At 68.2% G+C, this 22,364-nt stretch carries 18 protein-coding genes; 4 read left to right on the top strand and 14 right to left on the bottom strand.

Annotated features, from left to right (window positions below):
• The first annotated feature begins 2 nt into the window (after positions 1-2).
• On the top strand, positions 3-1,499 hold the full coding sequence (locus tag ACM1PE_RS18645; RefSeq protein WP_419340649.1) for a class I adenylate-forming enzyme family protein: 1,497 nt from the start codon (positions 3-5) through the stop codon (positions 1,497-1,499).
• A 39-nt stretch (positions 1,500-1,538) separates the two neighbouring features.
• Here ACM1PE_RS18645 and ACM1PE_RS18640 read toward each other — a convergent pair whose 3' ends face one another.
• Both ACM1PE_RS18640 and ACM1PE_RS18635 read right to left on the bottom strand, forming a co-directional pair.
• A complete protein-coding gene (locus ACM1PE_RS18640; RefSeq protein ID WP_059372131.1) occupies positions 1,539-2,510 on the bottom strand; it encodes a tripartite tricarboxylate transporter substrate binding protein in 972 nt (323 codons plus the stop codon).
• Between the two features lie 59 nt (positions 2,511-2,569).
• Entirely contained in the window at positions 2,570-3,439 is an 870-nt protein-coding gene (locus ACM1PE_RS18635) for a fumarylacetoacetate hydrolase family protein (RefSeq protein WP_059372132.1), read from the bottom strand.
• Between the two features lie 188 nt (positions 3,440-3,627).
• Between ACM1PE_RS18635 and ACM1PE_RS18630 the strand changes: the two genes are divergently transcribed.
• Positions 3,628-4,296 (top strand): FadR/GntR family transcriptional regulator, encoded by a 669-nt coding sequence (locus ACM1PE_RS18630; RefSeq protein WP_059372134.1) that lies wholly within the window; start codon positions 3,628-3,630, stop codon positions 4,294-4,296.
• A gap of 75 nt (positions 4,297-4,371) precedes the next feature.
• Here ACM1PE_RS18630 and ACM1PE_RS18625 read toward each other — a convergent pair whose 3' ends face one another.
• From ACM1PE_RS18625 to ACM1PE_RS18600, 6 genes are all read right to left on the bottom strand, one after another.
• A complete protein-coding gene (locus ACM1PE_RS18625; protein ID WP_251881998.1) occupies positions 4,372-5,262 on the bottom strand; it encodes a GntR family transcriptional regulator in 891 nt (296 codons plus the stop codon).
• A 5-nt stretch (positions 5,263-5,267) separates the two neighbouring features.
• Positions 5,268-6,320, bottom strand: coding sequence for a 4-hydroxythreonine-4-phosphate dehydrogenase PdxA (gene pdxA, locus ACM1PE_RS18620; RefSeq protein WP_419340648.1), 1,053 nt, complete (start codon positions 6,318-6,320; stop codon positions 5,268-5,270).
• The gene (gene dtnK, locus ACM1PE_RS18615; protein ID WP_419340647.1) at positions 6,317-7,534 is read right to left on the bottom strand and encodes a D-threonate kinase; all 1,218 of its coding nucleotides are present in this window, start codon (positions 7,532-7,534) and stop codon (positions 6,317-6,319) included. Before dtnK ends, pdxA begins: the two co-directional genes overlap by 4 nt.
• Positions 7,531-8,556 (bottom strand): 2-keto-3-deoxygluconate permease, encoded by a 1,026-nt coding sequence (locus tag ACM1PE_RS18610; protein WP_082400881.1) that lies wholly within the window; start codon positions 8,554-8,556, stop codon positions 7,531-7,533. Before ACM1PE_RS18610 ends, dtnK begins: the two co-directional genes overlap by 4 nt.
• Positions 8,557-8,703: 147 nt before the next feature.
• On the bottom strand, positions 8,704-10,749 hold the full coding sequence (locus ACM1PE_RS18605; protein ID WP_223283453.1) for a TonB-dependent siderophore receptor: 2,046 nt from the start codon (positions 10,747-10,749) through the stop codon (positions 8,704-8,706).
• Between the two features lie 321 nt (positions 10,750-11,070).
• Positions 11,071-11,595 carry a MarR family winged helix-turn-helix transcriptional regulator gene (locus ACM1PE_RS18600; RefSeq protein ID WP_059372141.1) on the bottom strand — a complete coding sequence of 175 codons (525 nt, stop codon included), beginning with the start codon at positions 11,593-11,595 and terminating at the stop codon, positions 11,071-11,073.
• A 166-nt stretch (positions 11,596-11,761) separates the two neighbouring features.
• Between ACM1PE_RS18600 and ACM1PE_RS18595 the strand changes: the two genes are divergently transcribed.
• Positions 11,762-12,736 carry a Bug family tripartite tricarboxylate transporter substrate binding protein gene (locus ACM1PE_RS18595; RefSeq protein ID WP_059372143.1) on the top strand — a complete coding sequence of 325 codons (975 nt, stop codon included), beginning with the start codon at positions 11,762-11,764 and terminating at the stop codon, positions 12,734-12,736.
• A gap of 10 nt (positions 12,737-12,746) precedes the next feature.
• Complete coding sequence (locus ACM1PE_RS18590; protein WP_306636550.1) at positions 12,747-14,315, top strand: sulfatase-like hydrolase/transferase; 1,569 nt, start codon at positions 12,747-12,749, stop codon at positions 14,313-14,315.
• A gap of 57 nt (positions 14,316-14,372) precedes the next feature.
• On the opposite strand, the gene ACM1PE_RS18585 is transcribed toward ACM1PE_RS18590, so the two are convergent.
• The 6 genes from ACM1PE_RS18585 to ACM1PE_RS18560 all read right to left on the bottom strand — a co-directional run bounded on the left by ACM1PE_RS18585 (position 14,373) and on the right by ACM1PE_RS18560 (position 22,355).
• On the bottom strand, positions 14,373-16,070 hold the full coding sequence (locus ACM1PE_RS18585; RefSeq protein WP_059372148.1) for a long-chain fatty acid--CoA ligase: 1,698 nt from the start codon (positions 16,068-16,070) through the stop codon (positions 14,373-14,375).
• Positions 16,071-16,117: 47 nt separating this feature from the next.
• The gene (locus tag ACM1PE_RS18580; protein ID WP_419340646.1) at positions 16,118-16,708 is read right to left on the bottom strand and encodes a chalcone isomerase family protein; all 591 of its coding nucleotides are present in this window, start codon (positions 16,706-16,708) and stop codon (positions 16,118-16,120) included.
• Positions 16,672-17,217 (bottom strand): PaaI family thioesterase, encoded by a 546-nt coding sequence (locus ACM1PE_RS18575; RefSeq protein WP_059372151.1) that lies wholly within the window; start codon positions 17,215-17,217, stop codon positions 16,672-16,674. The genes ACM1PE_RS18580 and ACM1PE_RS18575 overlap by 37 nt, the downstream gene beginning before the upstream one ends.
• A gap of 17 nt (positions 17,218-17,234) precedes the next feature.
• Complete coding sequence (locus ACM1PE_RS18570; RefSeq protein ID WP_059372152.1) at positions 17,235-18,434, bottom strand: acetyl-CoA C-acyltransferase; 1,200 nt, start codon at positions 18,432-18,434, stop codon at positions 17,235-17,237.
• 140 nt (positions 18,435-18,574) lie between these two features.
• The gene (locus ACM1PE_RS18565) at positions 18,575-20,965 is read right to left on the bottom strand and encodes a 3-hydroxyacyl-CoA dehydrogenase/enoyl-CoA hydratase family protein (protein ID WP_419340645.1); all 2,391 of its coding nucleotides are present in this window, start codon (positions 20,963-20,965) and stop codon (positions 18,575-18,577) included.
• 67 nt (positions 20,966-21,032) lie between these two features.
• Positions 21,033-22,355, bottom strand: a complete 1,323-nt coding sequence (locus ACM1PE_RS18560) for an OmpP1/FadL family transporter (RefSeq protein WP_059372156.1) — start codon at positions 22,353-22,355, stop codon at positions 21,033-21,035.
• Between the last annotated feature and the right edge of the window lie 9 nt (positions 22,356-22,364).

The following is a 22,364-nucleotide window of genomic DNA, read 5'->3' as shown; positions in this document are numbered from 1 at the left end:
CCATGACGCTTGCCGACGCCACCTTGGTGGCTGCCTTCGCGCGCCTGTGGGCCTTGCCGCAATGGGCCGAACGGCCGGCTATCCTGACCGCGGACGGCATGCTGACGTATGCCGGCCTGCGCCAGGAGGTCGGGCGCATCGCGGGCGGCCTGCGCGCCGCCGGGGTGCGGCGCGGCAGTCATGTGGCCATCGCGATGGAGCGGTCGCAGGCCCAGGTGCTGGCGATCCTGGGCGTGATGGCGGCGGGCGCCTGCCCATGTCCGTTGGAACCGCGCCTGTCGGATGCCGAGACTGCCAGGCGCGTGGCGGCGGTGGGGCTGGGCTGGATACTGCACGATGCGGCGAACGCGGCGACGGCCCGTGCCAGCGGCTTGGCGCCGCAACGCCTGCTGGACGCCGCTGTCGTGGCCCAAGGCCCGCTGGACTGGACGGGCAGCGGCGAGGCCGCGCCCGGCGACGCGGGCCTGCTGCTGTTCACCTCCGGCAGCACCGGCAATCCCAAGGGCGTGCTGTTGAGCCACCGCGGGCTGGCGAACAATGCGCGCGGGGTGCTGGCGCACACCGGCTTGACGCCGGCAGACCGGCTCTTGCACGTGATGCCGCTGCATCACACCAATGCGCTCAACAACCAGATTTTCGCGCCGCTGCTGGCGGGGGCCTGCGTGGCGCTGGCGGGGCGCTTCCGGGCCGAAGACATGCCGGGCTTGCTGCGTGAGTTCCGGCCCAGCCTGATCACGGGCGTGCCGACCATGTACGCGCGCATGCTGGAACTGGAGTTCGATCCGGCCAGCCTGGCTGCGTTGCGCTTTGCGCGCTGCGGCTCGGCGCCGATCACCGAAGCGCTGCACCGGCGCATCGAAGCCTTCCTGGGCTGCCCGCTGGTGGTGTCCTATGGCCTGTCGGAAGCCACTTGCACCTCGACCATGAACCCACCTGCCGCGCGCCGCGTGGGGTCTGTGGGTACCGTGCTGGCCGGCCAGAGCGTGACCTTGCGCCTGCCGGACGGCAGCGAGGCCGCGCCGGGCGGCGAAGGCGAGATCTGCATCGCGGGCGACAGCCTGATGCTGGGCTATGTGGGCATGGACAGCGCCGACATCGGCGCGCCGCAGCTGTTGCGCACTGGGGACCTGGGGCGTTTCGACGAGCAGGGCTATCTGAGCATCACCGGCCGCATCAAGGACGTGATCATCCGCGGCGGCGAGAACATCTCGCCAGCGCTGATCGAGGGGGTGGTGACAGGCCTGCCGGGCGTGGCCGCCTGCTGCGTGGTGGGCGCGCCCGACGAGGACCTGGGCGAAGTGCCGGTGATCTTCGTGCAGCGCGCGGGCGCGGCCGCGCCGGATGCGTCCGGCATACAGGCGGAGGTGCTGGCGCGCCTGGGCCGCATCTACGTGCCGCGCGAGGTGTTGTGGATCGAGCGCCTGCCCGAGAACGCGGTGGGCAAGGTCGACCGCAAGGCGCTGGCGCGGCAGCTTGCGCCCGCCAGCCTGCGTTCATGAACCGGCGGGACGCCCCGGAATCCCGGGCGTCCCGTTGGGCTATTCGACCTTGCCGATCCGGTTGACCGCGACCTCCAGCGAGGCCGAGTCCTTCTTCCAGTACTCGTCGAAGGCCGGCGCGTCCAGGTATTGCACCGGACTGCCGGTGCCGGCGATGCGGGCCTGGACCTCGGGGTTGGTGGCGACGTCCTTGACTGCCTGGCGCAGCTTCTCCACGACGGCCGGCGGCGTGCCGGCCAGGGCGAATACGCCCGACCACTGCACGAAGCTGATGTCATAGCCTTGCGATTTGAAGGACGGCACGTCCGGCAGGCTGTCGAGCTTGCCGTCGCCCCAATGCGCCAGCGCCTTGACGCGCCCCGCCTGGATCAGCTGCATGACGCTGGACGGCCCGGTGGCAAGGGCATCGACCTGGCCGCCCACCAGCGCCTGCACCGCGGGGCCGGCGCCGGTGAAGGGCACGTGCATCATCTTGATGCCAGCCGCGTTCTGCAGCATTTCCATCGGCACGTGCATGGTGCCGTAGATGCCGGAAGAGCCGTAGCTGAACTTGCCGGACTGCTTCTTCGCCGCGTCGACGAATTCCTGCAGCGTCTTGTACGGTGCGTCGGCGCGCACCACCAGCACGGTCGGATCGGCGGTGATGCGCGCAATTGGCACGAACTGGTCCAGCTGATAGGCCGGCTTGCGTTCCAGCAGGCGGTCGGCTGCGGGCAGGATGGAAATCGACGACAGGCTCATCAGCAGCGTATAGCCGTCGGGCTTGGCGCGGCCGGCCTGGCCGATGCCGATGGCGCCGCCCGCGCCGCCCTTGTTTTCGATGACGACGGCCTGGCCCAGCTTGTCGCCCATGGCCTGGGCCAGCGGCCGCGCGATCGTGTCGGCGACGCCGCCAGGCGGGAAGGGCACCACCATGGTCACGGGGCGTTCAGGGTAGCCGGCGGCCAGCGCATTCGCGGCTCCCAGCCATAGCAAGGCAGCCGCGGCCGCCCGGTAGCAACGCAGATTCATGTCTCACTCCTTGTGCTTCTTATTGCCGAGCCGCCCCGTGTTCATTCCGGGGCTTGTCCTCAGACGAAGCGGTTTTCTATGTGGCCGATGCCGTCGATCTCCACCCGCACCACGTCGCCGTGCTTGAGGAATTGCGGCGGGTTCAGGCCCTGGCCGACGCCGGCCGGCGTGCCGGTGGCGATGACGTCGCCCGGATACAGCGTGATGCCGCGCGAGCAGGTTTCGATCAGCGTGGGGATGTCGAAGATCAGGTCTTCGGTGTTGCCGTCCTGGCGCAGCTCGCCGTTGACCCAGCAGCGCACGCGCGTCTTCTGGCCGTCCAGCTCGTCGGCCGTCACCAGCCAGGGGCCCATGGGGCAGAAGGTGTCGAAGGACTTGCCCAGGTCCCACTGCTGGTGGCGCATCTGCACGTCGCGCGCGGTAACGTCGTTGACCACCGTGTAGCCGATCACGTGGCTCATGGCCTCGGCGCGGGAAATGTTGCGGCCGCCCTTGCCGATCACCACCGCCAGTTCGGCTTCGTAGTCGATCTTGTCGGAGACGCCCACGGGCAGATGCACGTCGGCCCAGGGGCCGACCACGGTCTGCGGCACCTTGGTGAACACGATGGGCCAGGATTCGGGATTGGCGTCGTTGTCCTTGAAGACGGAGTCGCGCAGTTCCTTGGCATGGGCGTGGTAGTTGCGGCCCACGCAGAACAGGTTGCGCCGCTGCGCTGGCAGGGGCGCCTCATGCTCGACCTGGTCCCAGCGGTAGGACGAGCCGACCTTGGCCGGCAGGGCGCGGCCCTCGGCCAGCCATTCCACGGCGGTCAGCGCGCCCGCGGCCGCGAGTTCGCGCGGGAAGTCCAGGGCGGTCACGCTGCCACCGTCGTCGGACACCACGCCGATGCGGCGCTCGCCCTGGATCCGGAATACTGCAATCTTCATGCTTGCTCCCTGAGCGGCCCGGCCGCTCTTGTTTAATACCAAAAAATACCAATTGGGTGGATATTAAGGCCCAATTTTGGGAGAGGATATACCAAATAAACCAACTTTCCTAACGGAATCTCCAGGTTTATCTTGGTTTATTGGTCTGTTTTGGTATCATCTGGCCGCTAGCTATTCTGGGACGGTCCATGGACAAAGCTTCCGCCTTGCGCGCGGTCATCATCGAGAATCTGCAATCCGGCGCCTGGCCTGCTGGCCATCGCCTGCCCACGGAACGCGCCCTGAGCGAACAATTCGGCATCAGCCGTTCAACGGTGCGCCGCACCCTGGCCGACTTGAAGAACGAAGGCCTGATTTCGCAGCGCGTGGGCAGCGGCACCTACGCCAATCCCTCCTCGGCGCTGGCGCAAACGGAAGGGCTGCTGCGCACCGAAGTGCTGTCCACCAGCCCGGCCGAACTGATGGCGGCGCGGCTGGTGCTGGAGCCGGCCATCGCGGCCCTGGTGGTGCAGCATGGCAGCCCTGCCGATTTCGCCGCGATGCAGGACGCCTGCGCGCGCGCAGAGGCCGCCGACAGCTTCGAAGCGTTCGAGATCTGGGACGCCAAATTGCACGAATTGATGGCGACGGCCACGCACAATCTCTTCATCGAAAAAGTGTTCGCGCTGATGACGGCGGCGCGCTCGCAAGCGACCTGGGGCGCCTTGAAGCGCAGGAGCCTGACGCCCGAGCGGCGCCAGGCCTATCAGGTGGAGCATCGCGAGATCGTTGATGCGCTGCATGACCGGGATGCGGAACGAGCCATGGAGGCCGTGCGGCGGCATCTGCTGCACGTGAGGGACAACCTGCTGGGCTAGGGGCTGCCGCGTCCGCAGGCTGCGGCGCGGCCGGGGCATGACGGGTGCAAGACCGGCCGCCGCGGGAAGCCCGCCTCAGGGCTGCGCGCGCAGCCTGGCCAGTTCGGCGGAAAGCTCGGCCACCAGGGCTTGGGCGCGCGCCAGCGGGTCGTGGCCCTCGGGCGAGGGCTCTGCGGGCGCGTCGGGCGTCTGCAGCCGTGGCTGCACGCTTTCATGGCCCATGCTGACGTCCACGTCGAACACCAGTTGCTCGGCGCGGTGCCAGGTGGTGAACCACTCCAGGGGGCGGCCATGCTGGTCCATGCCTTGGCCTTGCAGCATGAGCAACGGCGTGCCGGCTTGCGTGTCCAGCAGTTCCGCCAGCGTCTTGTCGGCCGCCACCGCCCGGATCTGGTTGCGCCCGGCGCCGGGGCGCAGGCCGAAGCGCCGTGTCAGCACGCCGTGCAGGGATGCGTCGGCGAGATCTTCGGCGCGCAGGCCGGGTACCGCGCCGGCGGGCAGCCATGTGCGCACATAGGCCAGCGGCGCATCGGCCACATGGCGCAGGCGTTCCAGCATCAGCAATTGCGTGGTGCCGAAGAAGGCCGCCACATCGGCGGGCGGCTCGGCGCGCGCGAACGCCAGCACGCGGGTTTGCAAGGCCACGCCGGACTGCGCGAACTGCTCGTACAGGCCGGTGGATCGCTGCACCAGCCGGCGGTGTTCCTGGGGCGCCGCCACGGTGGCAGGACGCCCGGTTTCGCGCTGAATCAGGCCTTCGGTGGCCAGCGCCGCCAGCGCCTGGCGCACCACGCTGCGCGCCACGCCGAAGCGCTCGCACAGCGCGGCCTCGCTGGGCAGCACGGCGCCGGCCGCGAGCTTGTTCGTGCGGATGTATCCGCGCAGCAGGGTCGCCACCTGGGCGTGCAGCGGGATATCGCCGGAGCGATCAAGTACGGGCAATGCGTCGTGCGTGGCGGGCGCCATGGGAATCAACCTCCGGTTTGTGCCCGCGCAGTTTCCCACACATGCGTCCAGCCCGGGGCCAGATGCGCGGCGCGCTCGGCGGCCAGGATCAGGCTGTCTTCGCGGGCGATGCCGCGGCCGGCGATGTCGAAGGCGGTGCCGTGGTCCACGGACACGCGCACGACCGGCAGGCCCACGGTGATGTTGACGCCGTCGTCGCCGTAGACCGCCTTGAAGGGCGCGTGGCCCTGGTCGTGGTAACAGGCGATCACGAACTTCCACTTGCCGCGCACGGCTTGCGGGAACAGCGCGTCGGCCGGAATCGGGCCCGCGGCCAGGATGCCGGCGGCATTGGCTTCGGCCACCGCGGGCGCCAGGATGTCGGCGTCTTCGGTGCCGAAGATGCCGTTTTCGCCGGCATGCGGATTCAGGCCCGACACCGCCACCGGCTGGTCGCCGCGGCCCAGCGCCTTGGCGAAGGAACCGGCCAGGCGCAGCACCGCGCGCATGCGCGCCCGGGTCAGGTCTTCGATGGCCTGGCGCAGCGACACGTGGGTGGTGGCGTGGAAAATGTAGAGGTCGCCGGCCGACAGCACCAGCGAGAAGGTCTTGACCCCGAACTCGTGCGCCAGCAGTTCGGTATGCCCGGGCCACTTGTGGCCGGCCGCGTGCATGGCGGCCTTGTTCAGCGGGGCGGTGACGATGCCGTCGACCTCGCCGGCGCGCGCCAGGGCGCAGGCCGTGGTGACAAAGCGCACCGAGCCGTCGCCCGCGTCCGCGCTGATCTCGCCCAGCTTCACGTGGGCCAGCGACGGGCCTGCCTGCAGCACTTCGATGGTGCCGGGCGTGTTGGCGCAGTCGGCGGCGCGGTCCAGCTTGCGCACGATGGCGGGGTCGCCGCCCAGGCTGCGCACGGCGTTGGCCATCACGTCCACGTCGCCGACCACCAGCAGGCGGGCCTTCTGGCGCAGTTCGTCATGGCCCATCAGCATCTTGGCCGTGATTTCCGGCCCGATGCCCGCCACGTCGCCCAGGGTTACGGCCAGCAGGGGCAGCTTGCCCGGTTGGGGTTGTGTCATCGTTTGAATCTCCTATCGCGGATCGCGCGCACCGCGCGAACCAGTACATCTTCGGTGCCAAAGCCGCCGGCCTTGGTCACCACGGGCAGGCCGGCGGCCGTGCCTCCGGTCAGCGTGCCCAGGGGCACGCCGCCCATCACTTCATCCACCAGCGCAATGCCGCGGGCGCCCAGCGCCACCAGCACGCTGCGCGCGCCGTCACCGCCCGTGGCGACCACGCCGGCCGCGTTCGCGCGGGCGATTAATTGCGCGGCCAGGCCGCCCAGGCGTTCCGCGACGGTCTCGGAATCCAGGCCGTCCAGCTGGCCTTCGGGCGCCAGCAGCAGCACCGTGCCGGCTTGCGCCGGCGATTGGCCATGCGCTTGCAGCAGCGGCTGGCTCCAGGCCTGCCATGCGGCGTCGTCGGCCAATTGAGCCAGCGAGGGTGTCCAGGTGTCGGCGCCCGAGGCTTGCAGGGCGGCGGCTTGCGCGCGCGCCGCGCTGTGCTGCGAGGTCACCACCACCACGACCGGCGCGGTCTGGTCGGCGCCGGCCCAAACCCGAGCCAGCGGCACGGCCAGGCCGCCCGCGCCCACGGGCAGGGCGTGCACACCCAACAAGCCGATGGCGCGCGCCAGGCGCTCCAGGTCGGCTTCGGTAGCCGCGTCGACCACCACGGTGCTGCCGGCCGCGCGAATGCGGGCCGCCAGCGCTTGCGGCGTGTCGCCTTGCTGCGCCGCCACATGGGCGCAACCCAGCAGGGTGGGGATATGGCTTTCGGTCACGGGTGTGACCGGATCGGTGGCCGCCGAGGTCTCGGTGACCGGCTTGCCGTTGACGTAGAGCACGCCTTGTTCGACGGTGCGGCCGGTGGCCGGGAAGGCCGGACAGATCACCGCAATGGTGTCCGGCCCCCAAGCCTCGCGCGCCGCGTCGATCTCGGCCTTGAAGGCGCCGCGCAAGGTGGAGTCCACCTTCTTGTACAGGCGCGTGACGCCGGCCGCACGCAGGCGGCGCACGTTCTGCCAGACGGCCTCGGCCGCGTCGGCGGCCGACAGGGGACGGCTGTTGGTCGTGACCGCCAGCACTTCCACGCCGGCGGCGCCGGAACCCGACAGCGCCTCGTCGGCGCCGCCGATGGACAGATGGGTGTTCCAGCCGGCGCGCACGAACTGCACCGCCGTGTCGCCCGAACCGGTCAGGTCATCGGCGACGATGGCGATGGCGGGATTCAAAGCGCCTCTCCACGCGCTTCACGCAGGGCGGGGGCGACCGTGGGGTCGGCGTCCTCGGACTTGAGCTCGCCCGCGCGCTTGAGGAAATACGAGGCCAGCATGGGCGCCAGGATCGAGCTGATCAGCACGCAGGCGGCGACCTGCGCGGTGGCGGTCGACACGTATTGCTGGAAGTTGGGATCGGCGGCCGCTACCACTGCAGGGGTGGCAATGGCGTTGCCGGCGGTGGTGCCAGCGGCGAAACCCAGGCCGCTCTTGCCGCCGCGGCGCAGGATGTAGCGATAGCCCAGATAGACCAGGCCGCCGGTGATGGGGCTGATGATCAGGCCCAGGATCAGGCCGCTGACGCCGCCGGAAACCACGGCGCCCAGGTTGATGCCGGTGCCCAGGGCGAAGGCGAAGAACGGGATGACGATGTTGGGCACGGGCTTGAGCACGTCGCGCCACTTGGGGTCCAGGTTGCCGACCACCACGCCGAGCAGGAACGGCACCAGCGCCGCCACCAGGGCGATCATGGGGATGTCGGCCAGGCCCGAGGCGCCCAGGAACAGCAGGCTGAAGAAGGGGCCGTCATTGACCGCGCTGGCCACATAGGCGCCGCGGTCGCGGGCATCGCCGTACTGGCCGGTATAGGCCAGCCACAGGCCGCCGTTGCTGTTGTCGAAGGCGGCCAGCAGCGCCAGGATGGACACGCCCAGCACGCCGTCCAGGCCGACGTAGCTGCCCAGAATGATGATGAGGGTGGCGGGCACCAGGGTCTTCATCAACAGGATGGTGCCGGCGGTGGCCAGGATCGGGCCACCGGTGCGCGCATTGACCTGCGTGCCGGTGGCGAAGATCAGCAGCGCGATCAGAGGCAGGGCGCTGTTCTTGAACAGCGCCGTGGTGAAGCCGCCGATCGCCAACGCGTCGGGAGCGAAGGTGCCGATCAAGGAACCCAGGATCAGCGGCACCAGCATCAATCCACCGGGGATTTTCTGCATCGTGCCAAAAAAGGGCGAGCGGGAAGTTTCGGTCGACACTATCGGAGTCTCCAAGACGGTTTTTATGGGTTGCAGACGTTCGAGCGCGCGTCTGTCACACGGTTGATCAGGGATGAAAAACCGTAGTGTACACCTGTACGTACAGCATGTACGTACAGGTTGCCGGACCCGGAGGCAGTTCCGATTTTAGAAGCGGTAGGCGCCGCTCAGCATGACGGTGCGGCGTGCGCCATAGAAGCAGTCGCCGCGATCCAGGCAGACCACCTCATAAGTGCGGTCCGCGATGTTGTTCACGTTCAGCGCATAGCGCCAGGGACCGTTGTCGTAGCTGAGCATGGCGTCGAACAGCGTGACCGCCGGCGTTTCCGGAGCGCCGCCGTCGCGGAAGGCCGACAGGTAGCGCACGCCCGCGCCCACCGCGAAGCCGGGCTGGCCGGCCAGCGCGAAGCGGTACTTGCCCCACATGGAGGCCATGTGCTTGGGCTGGGCCTCAAGCTGCGGGTCCAGGTCGGTGTAGATGTAGTTGGCGATGACGTCCAGTTCCTTGGTGACGCGGCCGCGCAGCTCCAGCTCCACGCCGCGCGTGCGGGTCTTGCCGGCCTGGATCTGGTTGTTCGGATTGTCCGGGTCGTTGGTCTGGCGGTTCTTCTCGCGCAGGTCGTAGGCGGCCGCGGTGAATTCGATGTCGGCGTCCTTCGGCATGTACTTGATGCCGGCCTCCACCTGCTTGCCGCGCATGGGTTTCCAGCGCTGGTTGTAGAAGTCGGCGCCGGCGATGGGCGTAAACGACTCGCTGTAGCTGAGATAGGGCGACCAGCCGTTGTCCGCGGCATACATCAGGCCGAAGCGCTTGGTGGTGGCCATGTCGGTTTCCCGGTCCTGGCCTTCGGTGGTGCTGTCGGCGCGGTCGCGGCGGATGCCGGCGAGGAAGATCCAGTTCTTGTCGAACTTGATCTGGTCCTGCGCGTAGAAGCCGATCTGCTGCTGATTGATCTTGGGGGTGTCCGACAGTTCGTACTCGGGCGCGTTGCCGTACACGGGGTGGTACAGGTTCAACGGCGAACCCGCGCCGCTGGCCGTCTGGCTGGTCTCGCGGTAGCGCGAATAGTCCATGCCGAAGATCACCGTGTGTTCCGTGCGGCCCCAGTTCAGCTTGCCTTCCAGGTTCTGGTCCGCCAGCAGCGTGCGCATGCGCGGCTTGTTGACATAGAAAATGCGGTCGACGGTGGTCTGTTCCGGATCGATGTAGGAATCGCCGCGGCGCGCGCCGTAGACGTTGGGATAGAGCGTCTTGTAGTCGACGCTGCTGACCGTATTGCGGAAGTTCTGGCGCACTTTCCAGGTGTCGTTGAATTGATGCTCGAACAGCCAGCCCACGCTGAACTGTTCGGTGTCGTAGGCGTCGAAACCGGGCTCGCTGGCGAAGCGCCGGGTCGGGATGCGGCCGTTGGGATTTTCCTGCACCGAGCCGCTCCACGGCAGGAAGGACTGCGTGGTGCCCGCGCGGTCCTTCTGCCAGGTGGCCTGCAGCGTCAGCGAGGTGGCCGCGCTGGGGCGCCAGGTGAGGGACGGCGCCAGCATCAGCCGGTCGTCCGGCGCGTATTGAACTTGGGTATCGCTGTCGCGTCCCACGGCGATGACGCGGTACAGCCATTGGCCGTCCTCGCTGGCCGGGCCCGTGAGGTCGGCCTGGATCTCGCGCCGGTTGTGGTTGCCCAGCACCACGCCGATTTCGCGTTGCGTTTCCTCCAGCGGGCGCTTGCTGACCAGGTTGACGATGCCGCCCGTGCTGCCCTGTCCGTACAGCATGGAGGAGGGGCCGCGCAGCACTTCCACGCGCTCCATCGCATAGACCTCGGTGCGCGGGTTGTTGAAACTGAAATACTGGCGCAGGCCGTCCAGGTACTGCACCGGCTCCACGCCGCGGATGCGCACGTAGTCGGCGCGGTTGTCCACGCCATAGGCGTTGGGGCGCACGCCTGCCGCGTAGTTCATGGTGTCCTGGATGTTCTGCGCGCCCTGGTCCACGATCTGTTCACGCGGGATCACGGTGATGGCCTGCGGCGTTTCGGACAAGGGCGTGTCGGTCTTGGTCGCGGTGGCGCTGCGCGTGGCGACATAGCCTTCTACCGGGCCGGTCGCGGTTTCGCCGGTGCCGGTGACCTGCACGGCGGGCAGGATGGTGGCCGGCTCGCCGGATGCGGCGGGCTGGGCCTGCGCTGCGCCGCCCATGCAGGCGGCAAGCGCGGCGGCGACAGGCAACAGGACCAGCGGCCGCGCGCGCCGGGCGGCGGGATCAGGGTGGTGTTTCAACGGATTTCCCCCTCGGCCTGAATTCGGCCGATTCTGGATGCAAATAACAACGATAACTATTATTAATTTACTGCATCGAGAATGTCAGGAAATCCGCGGCCCGCAGATGTAAAAAAGCCGTGCAAAGCTTGCCGGGCGGTAAGGCCGACGAGGAAAAGCGCCGTCCTATCAGTGGCTTGGCGACGTTTTGGGCAGGGGCGCGGGAGCCGCGCGCCTGTTGGCGAGGCGCGACAGAACGGCTCAGGCGTGGCGCGGCCGGCGGGTGCCGCCGTCGCGTCGGCTGGCCTTTTCCGAGACGATGTTGCCCTCGGCCATGCGGCGGCCGCGCTGTTCGATGCGGCCCAGAAGGTCGCGCAGCAAGGCGACCTCGTCGGCGCTCAGGTCCTGCACCAGCAGGTCGTTCAGGTGCGAGACTTCGGGCAGCAAGGCGTCGTACAGGGTGCAGCCTTCTACCGTGGCTTCCACACGCACCACGCGGCGGTCGGCGCTGTCGTGCAGGCGGCGCAGCCAGCCTTTTTCGCATAGCGCGCCCAGGGTGCGCGAGGTACGCGCCAGATCCAGTTTTGCAGCGGCCGCCAGTTCAGCCGAACTCATGATGCCGCCCTCGATGGCACAGGCCAGCACTCGCCATTCGCGCCGCGTGATGCCGAAGCGTCCTTCGCACAGGCGCAGGAATACCGGATTCGATTGCGACCATGCCTGGTACAGCCGGTACATCAGCATGTCCGAAAGCTGGCGTTGTCCGGACGCGGGATCGGTCGGCATGGCTTTTCCTCCTGGTGGCGTTGCAGTTCGCGCTGCATATCGTTATGGGAAGTCCTGGATTAGATCAACAAATATGCGCGTTGCTAAATTCAATTTCCCTATTTGGGTATCGGCCAGGCAGTGACAACCATCATCGACAGCGGGCCGCTGTCTCCAGGAGTTGACCATGCGTAAATGGATATCGGGCGCTGCCGCGGCGGCAATACTTGCGGGGGCCGCGCCGCTGGCCGGTGCGCAGCAGGCCCCGCTGGACGGGACCTTGACGGTGGTGGTGGGCTATCCGCCAGGCGGTAGTTCGGACCGCATTGCGCGGCTGGTCGCGGACCGGCTCAAGGACCGGGTGGGCGTACCCGTGGTGGTCGAAAACAGGACCGGAGCGGGCGGCCGCATCGCGGCGCAAGCCCTGCATGCGGCGCCGGCCGGCCAGAACGTGCTGATGCTGGCGAACCCGGCCGTGATGGTGGTGGCGCCGCTGGTCTATGCCCAACCCGGCTATGACGCGCAGCGCGACTTCAAGCCCGTGTCGCTGGTCAGCAGCTACAAGTTCGCGATGGCGGTGGCGGCGAATTCGCCGATCCAGGACCTGGCCGGCCTGCGGCAGTGGCTGAAGGCGAACCCGAAGCAGTTCGCCGTGGGCGTGCCGGCCACCGGCAGCCTGCCGCACTTCTTCGCGCTGATGCTGGGGCGCGAAATCGGCCTGGAGCCCGAAGTCGTGGGCTACCGCGGATCGAGTCCGCTGATCTCCGAGCTGATAGGCGGCATCCTGCCGCAAGGCATAGACACGCTGGATACGCTGCTGCCGCAGCACCGCGCCGGCAAGATCCGCATCCTCGCCGTGTCTGGCGAGGCGCGCGATACCGAACTCAAGGACGTGCCCACCTTCAAGGAAGGCGGGGTGAACCTCGCGGCCGACGGCTGGAACGCCTTCTTCGCGCCGGCAGCGATGCCGCAGGCCAAGGCCGACAGACTGGGCGCGGAAATCGCGGCGGTGTTGCGCGAGCCCGCCATGCAGGAGGCCGTGCGTGCCGCGTACCTGGAGCCGGTGTCGCTGGACGCGCGCGGCACGGCCGACGCCCTGGCCGCCTACCGCAAGCAGTGGGAGCCCGTGGTGCGCGCATCCGGCTTCACGGCCACGCAATAGGAGGGCGGCGATGAGCGATGTACAGAACGTGCTGTTCATCATGGCCGACCAGCTGCGGGCGGACCACCTGAGCTGTTATGGCCATCCCTACCTGCAGACGCCCAGCCTGGATGCGCTGGCGGCGCGCGGCGTGCGCTTTGACCGCGCCTTCGTGAACTCGGGCGTGTGCGGACCTTCGCGCATGAGCTACTACACCGGCCGCTATCCCTCCAGCCATGGCGCCACCTGGAACCGCGTGCCGCTGTCGGTCAACGAAATCACGCTGGGCGAATACCTGGCGGGGCAGGGCCGCGAACTGGCGCTGGCCGGCAAGACCCACATCATCCCCGACAAGGCCGGCATGGAGCGACTGTCGATCGATGGTTCCTCGGAGCTGGGCGCGCTGCTAGGACGCGGCGGCTTCACCGAACTGGACCGCTACGACGGCCACCACACGCCGGGCGACGAAAGCGGCTATCCCGCCTTTCTTCGGCGCCACGGCTACGACAGCGCAGACCCCTGGACCGATTACGTGATCGCCGCGGTGGACGCAGCGGGCCAGGCGGTCAGCGGCTGGAACATGCGCAATGCGCACTTGCCCGCGCGCGTGGCCGAGCCGCATTCCGAGACCGCCTATATGACGGACCAGGCGCTGGATTTCATGAAGCGGCGCGGCAGCCAGCCCTGGGTGCTGCACCTGAGCTATGTGAAGCCGCATTGGCCCTACATGGCGCCGGATCCCTACCACAAGCGCTACACCCCGGACCAATGCCTGCCGGTGCGGCGCAACCGGGAAGAACTGGAGAACGCGCATCCGGTGGTGGCGGCCTACCGGCAGCACGAAGAGAGCGTCAGCTTTTCCTCGGACGAGTGCGTGCGCGTGGTGCGCCCGGCCTACCAGGGCCTGATCCGGCAACTGGACGATCATCTGGGCCGGCTGTTCGACTACATGGAAGGCGCGGGCCTGATGAAGAACACGCTCATCGTGTTCACCGCGGACCACGGCGATTTCCTTGGTGACCATTGGCTGGGCGAAAAGGAACTGTTCTACGACACTGTGCAGCGCGTACCCTTCATCGTCATGGACCCGTCGGCCGCGGCCGACGCCACGCGCGGCCGCGCGCTGGACGACATGGTGGAAAGCGTGGACCTGGCGCCCACGGTGCTGCGCGCGCTGGGCAAGTCCGGTCCCGGCCATCGGCTGGAGGGCCGCGAATTGCAGACCTTGCTGCACGGCCGCGATGCAGCCACGCCCTGGCGCGATTGCGTGTACTCGGAGCTGGACTACAGCTTCCGCCAGGCTCGCCTGTTGTGCGGCAAGACGCCGCAGAACGCGCGCGCGTGGTCGGTGCGCACGGACCGCTGGCGCTACGTGTACTGGCTGGACGAGCGCGAGCAGCTCTTCGACCTGCACGCGGATCCCGAGGAGTTCCAGGACCTGGGCGCAAGCAGCGCGCATGCGCAAACGCGCCAGGCGCTGCGCCAGCGGCTGCTGGAATGGATGCTGCGCGGCAAGCGCCGCACCACCATCAGCGACGAGGCCGTGGAGAAGGGGACCAACGCCCACAAGCGGGCAGGAGTGTATTTCGGGCAGTGGTAGCCGGACCCGGAGACAGCCGCCGGCCCGCGTCCGCTGCGGGCCGGCGGGTCTTCAGGCTTAACCCGGCTGCCGGGCTTGCGCCTGAGCGGCTTCCTGCGCCGCCGGTTTCAGCTCGCGGCGCAGGATCTTGCCGACGTTGGTGCGCGGCAGGTCGTCGCGGAACTCGATGTAGCGCGGCACCTTGTAGCCCGTCAGCTGCTTGCGGCAATGCGCGATCAGGGTCTCGGCGTCCAGCGCCGGGTCCTTGCGGATCACATACAGCTTCACGGCCTCGCCCGAGCGCTCGTCGGGCACGCCCACCGCCGCCACTTCGCGCACGCCGGGATGCAGGGCGGCCACGTCCTCGACCTCGTTGGGATAGACGTTGAAGCCGGACACCAGGATCATGTCCTTCTTGCGGTCCACCAGGAACACGTAGCCCTTTTCGTCCACGTAGCCCACGTCTCCGGTACGCAGGAATCCGTCCGCATACAGCACCAGCGCGGTTTCGTCGGGCCGCTGCCAGTAGCCTTGCGTGACCTGGGGGCCGCGTACGCAGATCTCGCCGGTCTCGCCCACGCCCAGTTCCCGGCCCGCGTCGTCGCGGATGGAAATGTCGGTGGATGGCACGGGCAGGCCGATGGAGCCGGTGAACTCCTGCACATCCAGCGGATTGATCGTGACCGCGGGCGAGGTCTCGGTCAGGCCATAGGCCTGCGCCAGCGAGCGGCCGGTGACGGCGCGCCAGCGGTCGGCCACCGAGCGCTGCACCGCCATGCCGCCGCCCATGGTCAGGCGCAGCCGCGAGAAATCCAGGCGCGCGAAATCCGGGTTGTTGAGCAAGGCGTTGAACAGCGTATTTACGCCCGTGAAGGCCGAGAACGGCACCTTGCGCATTTCCTTGACCAGCCCGGGAATGTCGCGCGGGTTGATGATGAGCAGGTTGCTGGCGCCCATCTTCATGAAGGTCAGGCAGTTCGCCGTCAGCGCGAAGATGTGATACAGCGGCAGCGCCGTCACGATGCATTCCTCGCCTTCGGTCACCAGCGGCCGGACCCAGGCATAGGCCTGGCTCAGGTTGGCGACCAGGTTGCCGTGGGTGAGCATGGCGGCCTTGGCCACGCCGGTGGTGCCGCCGGTGTATTGCAGGCAGGCCAGGTCGCGCTGGTCCAGCTTCACTTCGTCAAAGGGCGCGCTGCTTCCGGCGCGCAGCGCAGCGCCCAGCCGCAAGGCGCCGGGCAGGGACCACGGGGGCACCATGCGCTTGACGCGGCGGACCACGAAATCCACCAGGCGGCCCTTGAACGGCCCCAGCAGCTCGCCGATGGACGTCACCACCACCCGTTCTATCGCGGTGCCTTCCAGGGCCTTTTGCACGGTGGCGGCGAAGTTGTCGGCGACCACGATGACGCGTGCGCCCGAATCGGCCAGCTGGTGCTGGAGTTCATGCGGGGTATAGAGCGGGTTGCAGTTGACCACCACGCAGCCGGCGCGCAAGGCGCCGAACAGGCATACGGGGTACTGCAGCAGGTTGGGCATCATGAGCGCGACGCGGTCGCCGGGGCCCAGGCCGTTGGCGTGCAGCCAGGCCGCGAAGTCGCGCGTCAAGCGGTCGAGCTCGGCATAGCTGAGCGACTTGCCCATGCTGATGTACGAGGTCTTGCCGGCGTAGCGCTCGCAACTCTCGCGCACCACCGATACCAGCGTGGTCACGCCGTCCATCTCGATGTCCGCGGGTACGCCCGCGGGATAGCTTTTCTGCCAGATTCGTTCCATGTGCCGGATTTCCGTGTGGGGCCTGTACAGCAAGAGAGCCTTGGGCCCTAGCCGCCCAGCAGGGCTTTTTTCAGGGAGGCTTGCGCGGGTTTGTCGCCCAGCCAGACCCGCAGCAGGGCGCGCGCAAACGCGGGGCTGTCGATGCGTCCGCGCAGTTTGCCGTTATCGGTGACCGCAACGCCGCGGGCGTCGAAATCCAGGTCGACCACGTCGCCTTCGCGCACCGCGCCGATTTCCGCCATCAGGGCGGACAGGCGGGCGGCCGGCGCCTTCAACTCGGCCAGCTCCTGCGCGGACGTATTGTCGCGCAATCCGTCCTGCAGGGCTTCGTCCAGGCTTTTGCTGTCGACGTTGCGCAGCAGCAAGAGGCGCATGCGGCGCGGTTCGTCGCTATTGACCAGCGCGGCCGCGTCGCCGCTTTGCGCGGCGGTGTACAACGCGGCCACGTAGACCTTGACCACGAACTTGGTGCGCACGCCGGCGCCGTTGAGCACCAGGGCGCGGCCGCCTTCCGACAGGCTGTCCGGCACGCGCACGCCGGCCACTTCGATGTCGGCGGACTGCGCGCGGGCGCCGGCCAGGCAGGCGGCAAGCATGAGGCTCAGGGCGGCGATTCGCCCTCCGGGGATGCGACGCATGATTCTCCTCCAGTGTTCTTCTGCTTGTAGAACTTCTTGTCTGCGATATAGATCGTGCGTTCCACGACGGCGTAGACCACGCCGTCGCGGTCCTTGAGTTCCACCGTATAAGTCCGGGTGGTTTCATGGTCGCGCGCGAGGATCGCGCGGATTTCCGCGATCTCGTCGGGCGGGAGCCGGAAGTCCACATACAGCGTGGCGTACGCCGGCTTGCGGTAGCGTATGGTGGCCGCCTTGTCCCACACGATGTGGTCCGCGCCCAGCGCGGACATCAGCATCGTGGGGTGGGCGCCGTCGGTCACCGCGAACAGCGAGCCGCCGTACATCGACCCCACGATATTGCGCGTGCGCCGCAGCAGCGGCAGCTTGATGCGGATATGGTGGAAGTCCGCGGACACATGCACCACTTTGCCGCCGGTGGCGCGGAACGCCGGATGCAGATTGAAGCCCACCCGCATCAGGCGCGCCCGCCATGTCGGCGACAAGTTCTTGAACCAATAGGGCTTCATGTCCCGCGCCGCTCCGCCTACATCGCCTCGAACAGGCCGGCCGCGCCCATGCCGGTGCCGATGCACATGGTCACCAGGCCGTACTTGCCGCCGGTGCGGCGCAGGCCGTGGGTGAGGGTGGCCGTGCGGATCGCGCCCGTGGCGCCCAGCGGGTGGCCCAGCGCGATCGCGCCGCCCAGCGGATTCACCTTGGAGGGATCCAGCTTCAGTTCGCGGATCACCGCCAGCGATTGGGCGGCGAAGGCCTCGTTCAGTTCGATCCAGTCCAGCGCGTCCTGGCCGATGCCGGCGCGTTGCAGCACCTTGGGGATGGCTGCGACCGGGCCGATGCCCATGACTTCGGGCGGCACGCCGGCCACGGCGAAGCCGGCAAAGCGCGCCAGCGGACTCAGATTGAATTCGCGCAGGATGCGGTCGGACACCAGGATCACGGCGGCGGCGCCATCGGACATCTGCGAACTGTTGCCGGCCGTGACGCTGCCGCGCACGGCGAATACGGGCTTCAGGCGGGCCAACGCCTCGGCGCTGCTGTCCGGCCGGGGGCCTTCGTCCGTCTCGACCAGGCGGCGCGCGGTGCGCACCGTGCCGCTGGCGTCGCCGGGCTGGCGCGACACCGTTTCATAGGGCGTGATCTCGGCGCGGAAGTGGCCGGCGGCGATGGCCGCGCAAGCCTTCTGGTGCGAGGCCAGGGCGAAGGCGTCCTGGTCCTCGCGCGAGACCTTCCAGCGTTCGGCGACCTTCTCGCCGGTCAGGCCCATGCCGAAGGCCATGCCGATGTTTTCCTGGTGCTCGAAGATGGCCGGGTTCATCGACACCTTGTTGCCCATGATCTGCGGCATGGCGCTCATGGATTCGGTGCCGGCGCCGATCATGATGTCGGCCTCGCCGGTGCGGATGCGGGCCGCGGCATCGGCCACTGCCTGCAGGCCGGATGCGCAGAAGCGGTTCACGGTGACGCCAGCCACGCTTTGCGGCAGACCGGCGAGCAACAGGCCGATGCGGGCCACGTTCATGCCTTGCTCGGCTTCCGGCATGGCGCAGCCGGCGATGACGTCGTCGATGCGCGCGGCGTCCAGGCCCGGGACCTGCGCCAGCGCGCCATTGAGCGCGGCGGCCAGCATGTCGTCGGGGCGGGTGGTGATGTAGGCGCCGTTGCGCTTGCCTACCGGCAGGCGCGTGGCGGCGACGATGTAGGCGTCTTGAATCTGCTTGCTCATAGTGATTCCTTGTGTGTCCATGGCGCTGGCCGTTGCTGTCCGCTGGCTTGCCCTGTCGGGGCCGCGCGGATCCGGCTCCGCCGGTCCGCAGTCGGCGCCCCCTTGAAGGGGGAAGCGCCGCAGGCGCTGCGGGGGTGGGCCTAGTTCCTCAGGGGCTTGCCGGTGTCGAGGGTGTGGCGGATGCGGGCCTGGGTTTCGGGCGTGCGCAGCAGCGCCACGAACTCCTTGCGCTCCACGGCCAGCAGCCATTCCTCGTCCACCTTGGCGCCGGTGTCGACCTCGCCGCCGCACAGGGCCACGGCGGCGCTGCGCGCCACGCGGTAGTCGTGCGCGCTGATCATGCCGCCTTCGCGCATGTTGATCAGCACCATTTCGAAGTTGGCAATGCCGTTGCGGCCCGCGACCGGAATGTCGCGCAGGCGGGGAGGCGGCGTGTAGCCGGCCTCGGCTGCAGCGCGCGCCTGGCCGATGGCGACGTACAGCAGCTCGTCCGGATGGAACACGACGATGTCGTGTTCGCGGGCGAAACCCGTGGCGATGGCCTCCAGCGCGCTCTTGGCGACCTGTGCCGTGGCAATGGTCTGGAACACCGGCTGCAGATAGGGGAAGACCTCGCCCGGCGTGGCGGTCCTGGCGGCCAGCGCGGCGGCGCGGCCGGCGAATTCCTTGCTGCCGCCACCGGCCGGAATCAGCCCGACGCCGGCCTCGACCAGCCCGACATAGCTTTCCAGCGCCAGCACCCGGTGCGAGGCGTGCATCAGGAATTCGCAGCCGCCGCCCAGCGCCATGCCTTGCACGGCCGCCACGGTGGGAATCTGCGCGTACTTGAACGACTGCGAGGTGCGCTGGAACTTTTCAACCGTGGCTTCCAGCATGTCCCATAGTCCCGCGGCGCAGGCCTCGGAAACTTGTTGCAGGTTGGCGCCCACGGCGAAGGGCGCGTCGTGCCAGATGACCAGGCCGTCGTATTCGCGCTCGGCGCGCGCCACCGCCTGCAGGATGCCGTCGAGCACTTCCGCGCCCAGGGTGTGGTTCTTCGAGGTGACGGACAGGATGGCCACGCCGGCGTCGATCTGCGGCAGGTTCCACAGGCGTACGCCTTCGTTTTCCCAGATCGTGACGCCGCGCGCGCTGGCGCCTTCGCCGAATACGCGCTCGGGGAACAGCTGGCGGCGGTACACCGGCAGCGTCGAGCGCGCGCGCAGCTGGCCGGTGCGCGCGGAGTAGGAGCCTTCGGGCGCATGCACGCCGTTGCGGCCGGGCTCCAGCGCCCATGCCGGCAGCGGCGTGTCGCTCATGGCCTGGCCGGCGGCGATGTCCTCGGCCACCGCGGCGGCGATGGCCTGCCAGCCGGCGGCCTGCCAGGTTTCGAACGGGCCTTGGGCCCAGCCGAAGCCCCAGCGCATGGCCAGGTCCAGGTCGCGCGCGTTGTCGGCCACGTGTTCGAGCTGCACGGCGCTGTAGTGGAAGATGTCGCGGAACAGGCTCCAGAGGAACTGGGCCTGGGGATGGCTGCTTGCGCGCAGCGCGGCGAAGCGCTTGCCCGGGTCGCGCTCCTTGAGCAGGGCGGCGACTTCGTCGGCCAGCTTGCCCGCGCTGGGCACGTAGTCCTGCGCTTTCAGGTCCAGCACCAGGATTTCGCGGCCTTGCTTGCGGTAGACGCCGGCGCCCGTCTTCTGCCCCAATGCGCCCTTGGCGATCAGGGCGGAGAGCCACTCGGGCAGCTTGAAGTAGCGGTGCCAGGGGTCGTCCGGCAGATTCTTGTCCATGGTGCCGACCACATGGGCCAGCGTGTCCAGGCCGACCACGTCGGCGGTGCGGTAGGTGGCGCTCTTGGGACGGCCGATCTTCGGGCCGGTCAGGGCGTCGACCTCATCGAATGCCAGGCCTAGGCGGGCCGTGTGGTGCATGGCCGCCAGGATCGAGAACACGCCGATGCGGTTGGCCACGAAGTTGGGCGTGTCCAGCGCGCGGATCACGCCCTTGCCCAGGGTCGAGGTCAGCCAGGTTTCAAGCTGGTCCAGCACGACGGGCTGGGTGTGCGAGGTGGCGATGATCTCCACCAGCCGCATGTAGCGGGGCGGATTGAAAAAGTGGATGCCGCAGAAACGGTCGCGCAGGCCCGCCGGCAGGGCATTGGCCAGCGCGTCGATCGACAGGCCCGAGGTATTGGAGGCGATGATGGCGCCAGGGGCCACGTGCGGCGCGATGCGCTCGTACAGCGCGGTCTTCCAGTCCATGCGTTCGGCGATGGCCTCGATGACCAGGTCGCAGCCGCGCAGCTGTTCCAGGTCGTCGTCGTAGTTGGCGGGCGTGATGTACGCCAGGCGCGCGGCGCCGGCCAGGGGCGCGGGCTCCAGCTTCTTCAGGCCGGCGATCGCCTTCTTGACCGTGCCGTTGCGGTCGCCTTCGGCGGCGGCCAGGTCGAACAGCGTGACGGGCACGCCGGCATTGGCCAGATGGGCGGCGATCTGCGCGCCCATGACGCCGGCCCCCAGGACGGCGACGTGTTTGACGACGAACTTGCTCAAGGCAGTCTCCTGAAAAAAGCGGATGACGGGGCCGGCCGGACCGGGCCGGGCCGCCATCCGGTGCGGGTTAGAAGCGGGACGACAGCTGTACGCCCAGGATGTGGGCATTGCTGTCATAGGTGCCCGCCACGCGGCCCTTGGTCAACTGGTTGCCGGACGTGGTGTCGATGTCCGTCTTGCGCAGGTAGAGATAGGTATAGCCTACGTCCAGCGTGGTGTCCTTGGTGGCCTGCCACTGAATACCGGTCGAGAGCCAGTAGCGGTCATTGTCCGGCAGCGAGGTCGGACGGTCGGCTTCCTTGTACACGGGCGATTGGTCGAAGGCGACGCCGACTTTCCACTTCCAGTTGGGCGCGAACTTGTAGTTGGCGCCCAGGGCGACGCGCCAGCTGTCGCGGAAGTTCAGCGGCAGGTCGTCGTCGCGTGCGCCGACGCCCGAGTTGCGGATCTTCAGGTCGGGAATGCTGCTCCAGCCCGTCCACGAGATGTCGCCCAGCAGCTCCCAGCGTTCGTTCAACTGGTGCGCCGCGCTCAGGATCAGTGTGTCGGGCAGGGTCACGGACGCCTTGGCGTCGAACGACACCGAGTTGCCGCGCGGATAGATGCTGGTGATGTCGGTGTCGCCCTTGGCCGTGTGCTTGATCTGCGAACGGTAGGACAGGCCGATGCGGGTGTCGTCCGTGGGTTGCAGCATGAAGCCCACGTTCCAGCCCCAGGCGTCGCCCTTGAGGTTCAGGTCGGCGTCGCCGGTGGTGCCCAGCGGCATGCCGGGAACCGGCAGTACGGCCTTCTTCTTGTAGTTGGCGTCGATGTGCTGCCAGTTCACGCCAAAGCCCATGGAGAACTTTTCGTTGACCTTGTAGGCGATCGAGGGGTTGACGTTGATCGTCTTGATCTCGAATTTGTTGGAGTGGTACTGGCCCACCCAGCCGTCGTCGTATTCGGTCATGAGGCCGAACGGGGCGCCTACGCCCAGGCCGATGAACCACTGCTCGTTCAACTGCCAGGAAGCGTACATGTTGGGCACCACGCCCAGGTTGCCGGCGTCGCCGCCGTTGCCGCCGGTCGGACGCGATCCGCCCAGGCCGGTGCCCGGCAGGCCGGGAATGCTGGGATTGCGGCTGTCGCCGTTGTCGGAAAACTTGAACGACGGCTTGATCAGGTTGACGCCGCCGGACACATTGAAGCCGGGCAGGTAGGTCATGCCGGCCGGGTTGTAATAGATGATGCTGGCGTTCTCCGGATTCGCCGCAGAGCCTGCATAGGCGTTGCCCAGGCCGCTGGCGTTCTGCTCCAGGAGCTGAAAGCCGGCCGAGTGCGTTGCCGTGGATGCGCCCAGGCCGACCACGAGGGCCGACAAGGTGCTCAGGGACAATGAACGTCTGCTCATGGTACTGCC

Source organism: Achromobacter sp. PD1, assembly GCF_048541815.1.
Lineage (GTDB): Bacteria > Pseudomonadota > Gammaproteobacteria > Burkholderiales > Burkholderiaceae_B > Achromobacter > Achromobacter bronchisepticus_A.
This window is presented reverse-complemented; position numbering and strand designations above follow the sequence as displayed.

What these genes read in the sequence shown, in the direction of transcription:
- ACM1PE_RS18645 (WP_419340649.1), top strand. Translation starts at nt 3, where the DNA reads ATGACGCTTGCCGACGCCACCTTGGTGGCTGCCTTCGCGCGCCTGTGG.
- ACM1PE_RS18640 (WP_059372131.1), bottom strand. Translation starts at nt 2,510, where the DNA reads ATGAATCTGCGTTGCTACCGGGCGGCCGCGGCTGCCTTGCTATGGCTG.
- ACM1PE_RS18635 (WP_059372132.1), bottom strand. Translation starts at nt 3,439, where the DNA reads ATGAAGATTGCAGTATTCCGGATCCAGGGCGAGCGCCGCATCGGCGTG.
- ACM1PE_RS18630 (WP_059372134.1), top strand. Translation starts at nt 3,628, where the DNA reads ATGGACAAAGCTTCCGCCTTGCGCGCGGTCATCATCGAGAATCTGCAA.
- ACM1PE_RS18625 (WP_251881998.1), bottom strand. Translation starts at nt 5,262, where the DNA reads ATGGCGCCCGCCACGCACGACGCATTGCCCGTACTTGATCGCTCCGGC.
- pdxA (WP_419340648.1), bottom strand. Translation starts at nt 6,320, where the DNA reads ATGACACAACCCCAACCGGGCAAGCTGCCCCTGCTGGCCGTAACCCTG.
- ACM1PE_RS18605 (WP_223283453.1), bottom strand. Translation starts at nt 10,749, where the DNA reads ATGGGCGGCGCAGCGCAGGCCCAGCCCGCCGCATCCGGCGAGCCGGCC.
- ACM1PE_RS18600 (WP_059372141.1), bottom strand. Translation starts at nt 11,595, where the DNA reads ATGCCGACCGATCCCGCGTCCGGACAACGCCAGCTTTCGGACATGCTG.
- ACM1PE_RS18595 (WP_059372143.1), top strand. Translation starts at nt 11,762, where the DNA reads ATGCGTAAATGGATATCGGGCGCTGCCGCGGCGGCAATACTTGCGGGG.
- ACM1PE_RS18590 (WP_306636550.1), top strand. Translation starts at nt 12,747, where the DNA reads ATGAGCGATGTACAGAACGTGCTGTTCATCATGGCCGACCAGCTGCGG.
- ACM1PE_RS18585 (WP_059372148.1), bottom strand. Translation starts at nt 16,070, where the DNA reads ATGGAACGAATCTGGCAGAAAAGCTATCCCGCGGGCGTACCCGCGGAC.
- ACM1PE_RS18580 (WP_419340646.1), bottom strand. Translation starts at nt 16,708, where the DNA reads ATGCGTCGCATCCCCGGAGGGCGAATCGCCGCCCTGAGCCTCATGCTT.
- ACM1PE_RS18575 (WP_059372151.1), bottom strand. Translation starts at nt 17,217, where the DNA reads ATGAAGCCCTATTGGTTCAAGAACTTGTCGCCGACATGGCGGGCGCGC.
- ACM1PE_RS18570 (WP_059372152.1), bottom strand. Translation starts at nt 18,434, where the DNA reads ATGAGCAAGCAGATTCAAGACGCCTACATCGTCGCCGCCACGCGCCTG.
- ACM1PE_RS18560 (WP_059372156.1), bottom strand. Translation starts at nt 22,355, where the DNA reads ATGAGCAGACGTTCATTGTCCCTGAGCACCTTGTCGGCCCTCGTGGTC.